We start from the raw sequence: 9,504 nt of genomic DNA, 5'->3' as shown, positions 1-9,504 counted from the left end.
AGAGGATGACCTACTGGACGAGCGAGGACAACGTTGCCGGAAAGCCGGGAACGGCGCTCTTCATAATCCTGCCCACTATAGGTTGCTATCGCTTCAGAATAGGAAAGGCCTGCTACATGTGCGCCTACCCCACCTCGGCCCCCAAAGTCAAGTGGAGCCAGGAAGCAATAGTGGACTACGTGAGGGAAGCGCTGGAGAAAATAAAAGGCAAAAAAGGCCCTTTCGCGGTGAGAATGTTCACCTCAGGTTCATTCCTCGACAACGGCGAGCTCAAACCGGAAACGAGGAGAAAAATCTTTGAGCTTCTGGCGGAGATGGACAACGTTGAGGAAATCGTCATCGAGAGCAGGAGCGAGCTGGTTCGCTACGACGCGGTTAAAGAGCTGGCCGAGATAGTCCCGGACAAGCACTTCGAGGTCGCTATCGGCTTGGAGACGGCCAACGACGACGTCGCCGACGTCTCGATAAACAAGGGCAACACCTTCGGGGACTTCGTGAGGGCTTCTGAGATAACGAGAAAAGCTGGAGCGAAGGTCAAAACTTACCTCCTGCTGAAGCCGATTTTCCTGAGCGAAAGAACCGCCATCGAGGACGTCAAGGGGAGCATAATCAAGGCCGAGCCCTACACGGACACCTTCTCGATAAACATCACCGACATTCAGAAGGGGACGCTCTACGAGAGGCTGTGGGAGAGGAACGAGTACCGCCCGCCGTGGCTCTGGAGCGCGGTCGAGGTTCTAATCTGGGCGAAGAAAAAGTTCCCGGACAAGAGAATCCTGAGCGACCCCGTTGGGGCTGGCTCAAAGCGCGGACCCCACAACTGTCTGACCGACTACGACCGCGTTATCGGCAGGGCGATAAAGAAGTTCTCGGCGACGCAGGATTTGAAATACATCGAAAACCTCAAGCCGGAGTGCAGGGAGCGGTGGAGCTATATCGTCGAGAACGGCCTCCTCGACTGGCAACTGGTCATGTGGTGATTCTTCGAAAGCCCCCTGCCTTCTCCAAAACTTTTATCCCGATGCACGTTTGCCCTCGAATGAACCTTTTCTGGACATCAATGTCCCCCGCGAAAGCTTTAAATGTTGACAAACGTAAAAGGCCACGTCGAGAGGTGGTCCCGATGGCCGAAAACGCGAACACCGTTGTTGAAAAAAACGGCTATCTTGTCGTCGGAAAGGCGGAAGGAATAGTCGAGATTGACGTTGATACATTTCTCTGCAAGGGCTGTGGAATTTGTGTCGAGATGTGCCCGAGGAAGGTCTTCGAGTGGAGCAAGGAGCTGAGCGAGAAGGGTGTGCACTATCCAGTCCCGGTTCACGCAGAGAAGTGCGTCAAGTGCAAGCTCTGTGAACTGCTCTGCCCGGACTTCGCCATCGCGGTAAGGTGGTGACCATGATAATCCGCGGTGACGAGCCGGAGCAGATTAGGCTCCTCAGGAAGCTCTACAAGCCCGGCAACTACTTCATGCAGGGCAACGAGGCCGTAGCTTACGGCGCTCTGTTTGCGGGCTGTCGATTCTACGCTGGCTACCCGATAACCCCGTCGAGCGAGATAGCGGAGACGATGGCGCGCGAACTTCCGAAGCTCGGTGGCTACTACCTCCAGATGGAGGACGAGATTGGAAGCATCGCGGCGATGGTTGGTGCCTCCTGGACGGGCTTCAAGGTCATGACCGCAACGGCCGGCCCGGGCTTCTCGCTGATGCAGGAAAACCTTGGCTATGCGGTGATGACTGAAACGCCCCTCGTCCTTGTTGATGTGCAAAGGAGTGGACCAAGCACGGGACAGGCTACAAAGGGAGCCCAGGGAGACTTCTTCCAGGCTAGATGGGGAACGCACGGCGACCACCCGATTGTTGCCGTCTCTCCAACGAGCGGGCAGGACGCTTTCTGGGAAATCATCAGGGCATTCAACATCGCCGAGAGGCTCAGAACGCCGGTGGTGTTCCTCTTCGATGGCGTTCTCGCCCACACTCGCGAGCTGGTGAAGATTCCGAGTGTGGACGAGGTGGAGATAACCTACCGCAAGCTTCCCCAGAACGAGGAGGAAGCGAAGCTCCCCTTCGGCGACCCGCACGGAGACGGCGTTCCACCGATGCCCCTCTTCGGCCACGGCTACTTCACCCATGTAACAGGCTCAACCCACAAGGAGAACGGTTTGAGGGACGTTTACACGCCGGAAGTCCACGACAGGCTCGTGAGGAGAATCCACAGGAAGATAGAGAAAAACAGGCACGTCTACGAGAAGTACGAGGAGCACTTCACCGACGACGCCGAGATACTCGTCGTCAGCTGGGGAGTAACGGCAAGACCCGCCCTCGGAGCTGTCCTGAAGGCGAGGGAAGAGGGAATAAAGGTCGGCCTCTTCGTGCCGAAAACGGTCCACCCGTTCCCTGGAGAGAGAATGAGAGAGCTCGGAAAGCGCGTTAGGGCAATACTCGTCCCCGAGATGAACCTCGGCCAGATGATTCTCGAGGTCCAGCGTTACGTCAACGACGACGTCCTGCTCAAGGGCGTGAACAAGATTGGTGGCGTTCCCTTAACCGTTGAGGAAATCCTGCGCGAGATAAGGGGTGTTGCCTGATGCCCGAGATTTATTCCAAGTACCCGATGGTTAAGTACCTCCGCAAGGAGGCCCTGCCAACCGCTCTATGTCCCGGCTGTGGCGGTGGAACTGTGCTGAACGCCTTCGCCAACGCCGTTGATCAGCTCAAACTCGACCCGAAGGATTTGGTGGTCGTGAGCGGAATAGGCTGTTCCGCCTGGATAGCCTCGCCCTACTTTCTGGCAGATACCCTCCACACGACGCACGGAAGGGCGATAGCCTTCGCTACGGGAGTTAAGGTCGGTTTGCCGGACAAGAAGGTCGTTGTCATAAGCGGTGACGGCGATTTGGCGAGCATAGGCGGAAACCACCTGCTTCACGCCGCGAGGAGGAACATCGACATAACGGTGATTCTCGTCAACAACTTCATCTATGGAATGACCGGCGGACAGGTCGCTCCGACGACGCCCTTCGGGGCAAAAACGACGACAACACCCTACCGCAACATCGAGCACCCGCTTCAGATTTCCGAGACGATAGCGGCGGCAGGGGCGAGCTATGTAGCCAGATGGACCACAGCTCACGTTTACCAGCTCATCGAGAGCATCAAGAAGGCCCTAACCGTTAAGGGCTTCTCCCTCGTCGAGGTCATCTCGCAGTGTCCCGTCCAGTTCGGAAGGAGGAACAGAATGAAAGAGCCCGCTGAAATGCTCCGCTGGTTCCTGAAGAACAGCGTCCCGATAAGCAAGGCCAAGAAGATGTCACCTGAGGAGCTCGAGGGTAAGTTCGTCATCGGCGAGTTCGTCAACAGGCAGAGACCGGAATTCACGGAGGAGCTCAACAAGCTGATTGACGAGGTTCAGGAGCACTTTGGCCTTAAGGGTGGCGATGATGTTTGAGACCGTTGGGAAGAAAGTGAAGGAAGCCTTTGGGGACAGAGTGGAGGAGGTCATAGTCTTCGGCTCCCGGGCGAGGGGTGAGGCTAAACCCGAGAGCGACCTCGACGTCCTCGTGGTGCTCGATAAGATAGAACCTGAGGACTGGGACAGGGCAGGAGAGCTCAGCGCCGAGCTAACGCTTGAATTGGGGATTTCGGTCATGATTGTCCTTCACACGAGGAGAGACAGCCTCTACGAGACCGCCGCAAGGGAGGGCATAGCGGTATGAACGAGGAAATCGGGGCACTCATCAGGAGAGCCGAGGAGAGGCTCAAAGCTTCCTGGGAGCTTTACTCCAAAGGTTACTACGGTTTCGCAATCTCAAGCGCGTACTACTCGATGTTCTACTGCGCCAGGGCGCTTCTGCTCTCAAAGGGAGTTAACCCCAAGAGCCACGCGGGGATTCATGCCCAGCTCGGAAAGGAGTTCGTGAAGACTGGGGTGCTTCCGGCTAAGCTCTACACAGCGTATTCAAAGGCCCTGAACATGAGGCATACAGCCGATTATGACGTTTTCGTTGAATACACCGAGGGAGACGCCCGGGTCGTTTTGAAAGGTGCGGAGGAGTTTTTGAAGTTCACGAAGGAGTATCTGGGGGTGTAAACATGCAGATTAGGCTCGCCGGAATCGGCGGTCAGGGAGTCGTTTTGGCTGGAGTAATCCTCGGCGAGGCCGCCGCGATTGAGGGCTTGAACGTCCTTCAGACCCAGGACTACAGCTCCGCGAGCAGGGGAGGTCACTCCATAGCGGACGTCATAATCTCAAAGGAACCGATTTATGACGTAATGGTCACTAGAGCGGACGTTCTGGTAGCCCTCGCCCAGCTCGGCTACGACACCGTCAAGGACTCGCTGAAGGAGGATGGGCTTTTAATAATCGAGACCGACCTTGTAAAGCCCGATAGGGACTACGTCGGCGCACCCTTTACCAGAATCGCCGAAGAAACCACAGGACTCGCCCTGACGGTCAACATGGTCGCGCTCGGCTACCTTGTTGCGAAAACCAATGTTGTGAAGAAGGAGAGCGTTGAGGAGGCGATTAGAAGGCGCGTTCCGAAGGGAACCGAGGAGATAAACATCAAGGCCTTCAGGGCCGGTTATGAGGAGGGATTGAAATGAGGTACCCGTTTCCGGTCGGCAGGTCGGACTTCATCCAGGGCGATGAGGCCATAGCGAGGGCGGCTATACTGGCCGGTTGCAGGTTCTACGCCGGCTACCCGATAACCCCCGCGAGCGAGATATTCGAGGCGATGGCCCTCTACATGCCCCTCGTCGATGGAGTTAGCATTCAGATGGAGGACGAGATAGCGAGCATAGCGGCGATAATAGGTGCTTCTTGGGCTGGAGCGAAGGCGATGACCGCAACGAGCGGTCCCGGTTTCTCGCTGATGCAGGAAAACCTCGGCTACGCCGTGATGACTGAAACGCCGATTGTTGTCGTTGACGTCCAGCGCGGAGGTCCCTCGACGGGCCAGCCAACTTTACCGGCTCAGGGCGACATAATGCAGTCCATCTGGGGAACGCACGGCGACCACATGCTGATAGTTCTCTCCCCGTCAACCGTTCAGGAAGCCTTTGACTTCACGATTAGGGCCTTCAACTTGGCTGAAAAGTACAGGACGCCGGTCGTTCTGCTCACTGATGCCGAGATAGCCCACATGCGCGAGCGCGTTTACATTCCAAAACCGGAGGAAATTGAGACCGTTTACCGTAAGCTTCCCCAGAACGAGGAGGAAGCGAAACTCCCCTTCGGCGACCCGCACGGAGATGGCGTTCCACCGATGCCGATTTTCGGGAAGGGTTACAGAACCTACGTTACGGGTCTGACCCACGACGAGTACGGTCATCCGAAGACCGTCGATGCCGAAATCCACGAGAGGCTCATAAAGAGGATTTTCAGGAAGATACTCGACCACAAGGACGAGATAATCAGCATGGAGGAGTTCATGCTCGACGATGCCGAGGTTGCGATAGTCACGACCGGAATAGTTTCGCGCTCCGCAGTGAGGGCCGTCAAGATACTCCGCGAGAAGGGCGTCAAGGCCGGCCTGCTGAAGCTCAACACGATATGGCCCTTCGACTTCGACTACATCAAGGAGCTGGCAGAGCGGGTGAGAAGGATATACGTGCCCGAGATGAACCTTGGACAGCTCTACCACCTCGTCAAAGAAGGCGCCAACGGAAAGGCGGAGGTCGAGCTGATAGCCAAGATAGGCGGTGAGGTGCACACGCCGATGGAGATAGTCGAAAGGGTGGTGGGATGATGTACCTGAAGTCCGCTTACGAAATCCGCGACAAATACCTGAGAAAGGACATGTTGCCCACTATCTTCTGTCCGGGCTGTGGAATCGGTAGCGTTCTCCAGTTCACCCTCCGCGCGATAGACGACCTCGGCCTCAACCAGGACGAGATTGTCTGGGTCAGCGGAATAGGCTGTTCCTCCCGCGTTCCGGGCTTCGTCAACTTCGACGGCCTTCACACGACCCACGGAAGGGCTCTGGCCTTCGCCACCGGCATAAAGCTCGCCAACCCCGATTTGAAGATAATCGCCTTCATGGGCGATGGAGATGCCGCGGCAATAGGCGGAAACCACTTCATCCACGCCATCAGGAGGAACCTCGACGTGACGGTAATCCTCATCAACAACTTCACCTACGGAATGACCGGCGGACAGGTCGCCCCGACCGCTCTAAAGGGCCTGCGCGGGACTACCGCTCCCTACGGCCAGTTCGAGAACCCCTTCGACATAGCCAACCTGGCGGTTTCTGCCGGGGCGAACTACGTTGCCCGCTGGACGGTCTTCAACTACCTCCAGGGAATCAACAGCATAAAGAAGGCCCTGCAGAAGGAAGGCTTCACCCTGGTCGAGTTCTTAAGCCCGTGTCCGATAAGCTTCGGAAGGAGGAACAGGATGAAGACGGCACCAGAGCTAATCCGCTGGTATCAGAAGATAACCGTTCCGCTCGCCAAAGCTAAGAAGATGAGCGAGGAGGAGCTTGAGGGCAAGATAGTAATCGGCGAGTTCGCGGACAGGGACAGGCCCGGCCTCGTGAGGGAGTATCAGGAGTACATAAAGAGGGCCAAGAAGATGATGGGGTGGGAGCAATGAGGAAGGAAGTCCTCTTCAGCGGGTTCGGCGGCCAGGGTGTCATTCTGGCGAGCGTTATCCTTGGAAGGGCCGCCGCTGTCTACGAGAACCTCTACGCGGTCCAGACCCAGAGCTACGGGCCGGAGTCGAGGGGCGGTGCGAGCAGGGCCGAAGTGGTTATAAGCGACGAGCCGATTGACTACCCCAAGACGCTCCACCCCGACTACGCCGTCTTCTTCTCGCAGGAGGCCTACAGCAAGTACCTCCACACCGTGAAGGAAGGCGCCACAGTAATAGTCGAGAAGGACCTCGTTCCCCACCGCGACGAGGAGTTCGAGAAGAAGCTCAACGTCATCGCTTTGCCCCTGACCGAGATAGCCGAAGAGACAACCGGATTAAGCCTGACGATGAACATTCTAACCCTCGGCATACTCGTCGGCGTGACAGGGATAGTGAGCAGGGAAGCGATAGAGAAGGCTGTCCGCGACGCAGTTCCAAGGGGAACCGAGGAAATAAACGTCAAGGCCCTCAAGAAGGGCTTTGAGATAGCGGAGGAACTCAGGAGCTGAGCTTGGAGAGCTTCTCCATTATCTCCTTTTCCTTCTCCTTGAGTCTTTCGAGTTCCCTCTTGTAGGCCAGGCGCATTCTCTCGATGTGCTCGATTGCCTCATCCTTCGTCACCTCAACGAGCAGGTCCGCGAAGGCCCTGTAGAGCTTCCTCTCGGCCTTGGTGGCCGTGATGATTCCCTCGGCGTATTCAAGTTCCTTCATCTTAAGCTCTATCGCCTTCCTGAGCTCCCTAACCTGTCTGAGCTCAAGTTCGAGCTCGTAAGCCTTCACTGCCTCCACGGTCTCACCCCCTAAAAAAGAATGGCCGAGAGGGGTCACTCCTTCTTGGGGCTCATCTCTTGGAGCTCCTTGAGGAGCTCGTTGACCTTCCTGGTGTCCTCCTCAATCTTCCTCAGCAGGGCCAGACGGAGGTTCATGAGGGCGTTAATCCTCTTCTCGATGTTCTCCCTGGCCTCGTCGATAGTGGCCCCGACGAGGATTCCGGCTCCAACGTCCATGATAACGTCGTCGGGGTTCTCAATCTTGCCCTTTATCGCTATGCCACTTCCGAGCGGGATATAGATTGCCTTGCCCTCACCCTTGTCCTTAATGTAGGCAAGAGTGGCGTCAACGGTCCTGAGGTCAGCGATGGTGGCATCTATCGCCCCGACCTGGCTCCTGAGGTACTCGATTTCACCGAGGTAGCTCCTAATCTCATCCTGAATCTGCTCAAGGGTCCTGACCTTCTTCTCCTCGGCCATTCCCACCACCCCCTTCCCTTTTCCATATTTTAGTTACCTTTTGTGTTTAAAAGTTTTTCGCCGGCAGGCTTATTAAGATGAGCCCCAAGCATCGAACATGATAATCAACGAGACGAAGGGCAGGGTCTGGCACGGGCGCGTTGAACTCGCGGACACCTTCTTCAAGCGCTTTAGGGGACTAATGCTCGTGGGCAACGTAAGTTATGCCCTCGTTTTCGTACTCCCCGTTGAAAGCCGGCTCAACGCTTCAATCCACATGCTCTTCATGCTGAGCGACATCGACGTAATCTGGCTCGACTCGACGAAGAGTGTGGTTGACTTCAAGAGGGCAAAGAAGTGGCGCGTTTACGCTCCGAAGAAACCGGCCAAGTACATCATAGAGGGGCCCGTTGGCCTCATCAGGTCCCTTGAGGTGGAAGAGGGGGATTTAATAAGCTGGCAGGTCAGCGAGGAGAAGGGGAAGAGCGTTCCGGTCAGAGTCTCTCTCCCCGGTAAGGTCCCCTTTGACAAGGCCAACGGCTTCGCTATGGCGGAGAGCGTTAAGGAATTGAAAGCCGAGAAGAACTAACCCTGCGTAGTGAGTTTTTGCCAGAAATCTTCTGGAACAAGAGTAAGAATATCTCTCACAGGGTCGAAATCTTTATCGAGGGTTGCGAGCTTATCACACCCATGTTCCACGGCAGTAGCGAGGATTCTGGCATCATGGGGCATTAGACCAAATTCCCTAACATGATAGGCAATCTTTGCCCAATTCGAGGAATCAGCTACAACTATAACGTTCTGAGCGCTAAGAAAGCCAAGTATTCCACTTAGGTACTTAACTGCCGTGTTTCTAAATTCCTCATTGTCCCTGAGCTCCTTCTTAATCTTCCAAGGAGAACCCACGTCCCTTTTAAGGAGTGCAAACCATACCTCATCAATAACGATTTCGGAGGTTATCTTAGGTTCGTTCAGCTCGAATATCTTAGCTGAATACTCCGTGAGTTCTGTTACAACAAGTGCATTGTAGAGAACGCTTGAGTCAATGAAAATCACTGTTCATACACCTCAATCTTTGCCTCAAAAAAGTCCTCGGCCCTACCTTTTCCGAACATTCCGATACGGGCAGTTTTTTTGGCCTCTTTCACCATTAGTCTAAACTCCTCCTCAGCCAGAAGTTCACGGAAAAGTTTCTCCCTGAGGGTTGAATTTGGATTATCTGCAACTTTTTCCATTTAACTCACCACAAGGGGGTTATGGGAGCAACCTCTAAAAACATTTTCTCAAAACTCCAGCTCGACCCCGTTCTCGTCGCCCTCCCATAGGGTCAGCCTCTTCAGAGAAACGCCCTCGGGGAGCTTCGCATTAACCTGCCCCGCAATCCAGAGCGCGACGTTCTCCGTCGTTGGGTTCTCGAAGAGGGAGTTGAGGTTCCTGTGGTCGAGCCTTCCGATGATTTCCTCCACGATGCGCCTCAGCTCGAGGAAGTCAATCACATAGCCGTTTCTGAGGGGTCCCTCAACTGCAATCTCAAGCCTGAACGTGTGCCCGTGAATTTCCTCCGGCTTTCCGTCGATGACAACCGCGTGAGCGGATTCAAACCTGAAGCGTTCAACTACCCTTGCTTTCATGGGGGTCACCAA

Annotated in this window: 16 protein-coding genes; 11 read left to right on the top strand and 5 right to left on the bottom strand. The window is 55.5% G+C overall.

Features of this window, described 5'->3' with window-relative positions; all coding sequences use genetic code 11:
• The first annotated feature begins 5 nt into the window (after window positions 1-5).
• From CS910_RS09075 to CS910_RS09030, 10 genes are all read left to right on the top strand, one after another.
• Entirely contained in the window at window positions 6-980 is a 975-nt protein-coding gene (locus tag CS910_RS09075; protein ID WP_099211359.1) for an archaeosine biosynthesis radical SAM protein RaSEA, read from the top strand.
• Window positions 981-1,123: 143 nt separating this feature from the next.
• Complete coding sequence (locus CS910_RS09070; protein WP_014121915.1) at window positions 1,124-1,393, top strand: 2-oxoglutarate ferredoxin oxidoreductase subunit delta; 270 nt, start codon at window positions 1,124-1,126, stop codon at window positions 1,391-1,393.
• 2 nt (window positions 1,394-1,395) lie between these two features.
• Complete coding sequence (locus tag CS910_RS09065) at window positions 1,396-2,586, top strand: 2-oxoacid:acceptor oxidoreductase subunit alpha (RefSeq protein WP_099211357.1); 1,191 nt, start codon at window positions 1,396-1,398, stop codon at window positions 2,584-2,586.
• Window positions 2,586-3,446, top strand: a complete 861-nt coding sequence (locus CS910_RS09060) for a 2-oxoacid:ferredoxin oxidoreductase subunit beta (RefSeq protein ID WP_099211355.1) — start codon at window positions 2,586-2,588, stop codon at window positions 3,444-3,446. The genes CS910_RS09065 and CS910_RS09060 overlap by 1 nt, the downstream gene beginning before the upstream one ends.
• On the top strand, window positions 3,439-3,714 hold the full coding sequence (locus CS910_RS09055) for a nucleotidyltransferase family protein (RefSeq protein ID WP_099211353.1): 276 nt from the start codon (window positions 3,439-3,441) through the stop codon (window positions 3,712-3,714). The genes CS910_RS09060 and CS910_RS09055 overlap by 8 nt, the downstream gene beginning before the upstream one ends.
• Window positions 3,711-4,088, top strand: coding sequence for a HEPN domain-containing protein (locus CS910_RS09050; RefSeq protein WP_099211351.1), 378 nt, complete (start codon window positions 3,711-3,713; stop codon window positions 4,086-4,088). Before CS910_RS09055 ends, CS910_RS09050 begins: the two co-directional genes overlap by 4 nt.
• A 2-nt stretch (window positions 4,089-4,090) precedes the next feature.
• Entirely contained in the window at window positions 4,091-4,603 is a 513-nt protein-coding gene (locus CS910_RS09045; RefSeq protein ID WP_099211349.1) for a 2-oxoacid:ferredoxin oxidoreductase subunit gamma, read from the top strand.
• Complete coding sequence (locus CS910_RS09040; protein WP_099211347.1) at window positions 4,600-5,748, top strand: 2-oxoacid:acceptor oxidoreductase subunit alpha; 1,149 nt, start codon at window positions 4,600-4,602, stop codon at window positions 5,746-5,748. The genes CS910_RS09045 and CS910_RS09040 overlap by 4 nt, the downstream gene beginning before the upstream one ends.
• The gene (locus CS910_RS09035; protein WP_014121907.1) at window positions 5,748-6,593 is read left to right on the top strand and encodes a 2-oxoacid:ferredoxin oxidoreductase subunit beta; all 846 of its coding nucleotides are present in this window, start codon (window positions 5,748-5,750) and stop codon (window positions 6,591-6,593) included. The genes CS910_RS09040 and CS910_RS09035 overlap by 1 nt, the downstream gene beginning before the upstream one ends.
• Window positions 6,590-7,141, top strand: a complete 552-nt coding sequence (locus CS910_RS09030) for a 2-oxoacid:ferredoxin oxidoreductase subunit gamma (protein ID WP_099211345.1) — start codon at window positions 6,590-6,592, stop codon at window positions 7,139-7,141. Before CS910_RS09035 ends, CS910_RS09030 begins: the two co-directional genes overlap by 4 nt.
• On the opposite strand, the gene CS910_RS09025 is transcribed toward CS910_RS09030, so the two are convergent.
• Both CS910_RS09025 and pfdA read right to left on the bottom strand, forming a co-directional pair.
• Window positions 7,131-7,421 carry a prefoldin subunit gene (locus tag CS910_RS09025; protein ID WP_099211343.1) on the bottom strand — a complete coding sequence of 97 codons (291 nt, stop codon included), beginning with the start codon at window positions 7,419-7,421 and terminating at the stop codon, window positions 7,131-7,133. The two genes, CS910_RS09030 and CS910_RS09025, sit on opposite strands and share 11 nt — an antisense overlap.
• A gap of 35 nt (window positions 7,422-7,456) precedes the next feature.
• Entirely contained in the window at window positions 7,457-7,882 is a 426-nt protein-coding gene (gene pfdA, locus CS910_RS09020) for a prefoldin subunit alpha (RefSeq protein ID WP_099211341.1), read from the bottom strand.
• Between the two features lie 97 nt (window positions 7,883-7,979).
• Here pfdA and CS910_RS09015 point away from each other — a divergent pair, with 97 nt between their 5' ends.
• The gene (locus CS910_RS09015) at window positions 7,980-8,450 is read left to right on the top strand and encodes a DUF192 domain-containing protein (protein WP_099211339.1); all 471 of its coding nucleotides are present in this window, start codon (window positions 7,980-7,982) and stop codon (window positions 8,448-8,450) included.
• Here CS910_RS09015 and CS910_RS09010 read toward each other — a convergent pair.
• The 3 genes from CS910_RS09010 to CS910_RS09000 are packed head-to-tail and all read right to left on the bottom strand — an operon-like array spanning window position 8,447 to window position 9,492.
• A complete protein-coding gene (locus CS910_RS09010) occupies window positions 8,447-8,917 on the bottom strand; it encodes a PIN domain-containing protein (RefSeq protein ID WP_099211337.1) in 471 nt (156 codons plus the stop codon). The two genes, CS910_RS09015 and CS910_RS09010, sit on opposite strands and share 4 nt — an antisense overlap.
• Window positions 8,914-9,096: a hypothetical protein gene (locus tag CS910_RS09005; protein WP_099211335.1), complete on the bottom strand. Its 183-nt coding sequence runs from the start codon at window positions 9,094-9,096 to the stop codon at window positions 8,914-8,916. Before CS910_RS09005 ends, CS910_RS09010 begins: the two co-directional genes overlap by 4 nt.
• Before the next feature lie 48 nt (window positions 9,097-9,144).
• Entirely contained in the window at window positions 9,145-9,492 is a 348-nt protein-coding gene (locus CS910_RS09000; protein ID WP_099211333.1) for a 6-pyruvoyl trahydropterin synthase family protein, read from the bottom strand.
• Window positions 9,493-9,504: the final 12 nt, after the last annotated feature.

Source organism: Thermococcus henrietii (assembly GCF_900198835.1).
Classification (GTDB): domain Archaea; phylum Methanobacteriota_B; class Thermococci; order Thermococcales; family Thermococcaceae; genus Thermococcus; species Thermococcus henrietii.
Note: the sequence above shows the minus strand (reverse complement) of the source record. Positions and strands in the feature narration are given on the sequence as shown.

Coding starts and splice junctions, on each gene's coding strand:
- CS910_RS09075 (WP_099211359.1), top strand. CDS start 6: ATGACCTACTGGACGAGCGAGGACAACGTTGCCGGAAAGCCGGGAACG.
- CS910_RS09070 (WP_014121915.1), top strand. CDS start 1,124: ATGGCCGAAAACGCGAACACCGTTGTTGAAAAAAACGGCTATCTTGTC.
- CS910_RS09065 (WP_099211357.1), top strand. CDS start 1,396: ATGATAATCCGCGGTGACGAGCCGGAGCAGATTAGGCTCCTCAGGAAG.
- CS910_RS09060 (WP_099211355.1), top strand. CDS start 2,586: ATGCCCGAGATTTATTCCAAGTACCCGATGGTTAAGTACCTCCGCAAG.
- CS910_RS09055 (WP_099211353.1), top strand. CDS start 3,439: ATGTTTGAGACCGTTGGGAAGAAAGTGAAGGAAGCCTTTGGGGACAGA.
- CS910_RS09050 (WP_099211351.1), top strand. CDS start 3,711: ATGAACGAGGAAATCGGGGCACTCATCAGGAGAGCCGAGGAGAGGCTC.
- CS910_RS09045 (WP_099211349.1), top strand. CDS start 4,091: ATGCAGATTAGGCTCGCCGGAATCGGCGGTCAGGGAGTCGTTTTGGCT.
- CS910_RS09040 (WP_099211347.1), top strand. CDS start 4,600: ATGAGGTACCCGTTTCCGGTCGGCAGGTCGGACTTCATCCAGGGCGAT.
- CS910_RS09035 (WP_014121907.1), top strand. CDS start 5,748: ATGTACCTGAAGTCCGCTTACGAAATCCGCGACAAATACCTGAGAAAG.
- CS910_RS09030 (WP_099211345.1), top strand. CDS start 6,590: ATGAGGAAGGAAGTCCTCTTCAGCGGGTTCGGCGGCCAGGGTGTCATT.
- pfdA (WP_099211341.1), bottom strand. CDS start 7,882: ATGGCCGAGGAGAAGAAGGTCAGGACCCTTGAGCAGATTCAGGATGAG.
- CS910_RS09015 (WP_099211339.1), top strand. CDS start 7,980: ATGATAATCAACGAGACGAAGGGCAGGGTCTGGCACGGGCGCGTTGAA.
- CS910_RS09005 (WP_099211335.1), bottom strand. CDS start 9,096: ATGGAAAAAGTTGCAGATAATCCAAATTCAACCCTCAGGGAGAAACTT.
- CS910_RS09000 (WP_099211333.1), bottom strand. CDS start 9,492: ATGAAAGCAAGGGTAGTTGAACGCTTCAGGTTTGAATCCGCTCACGCG.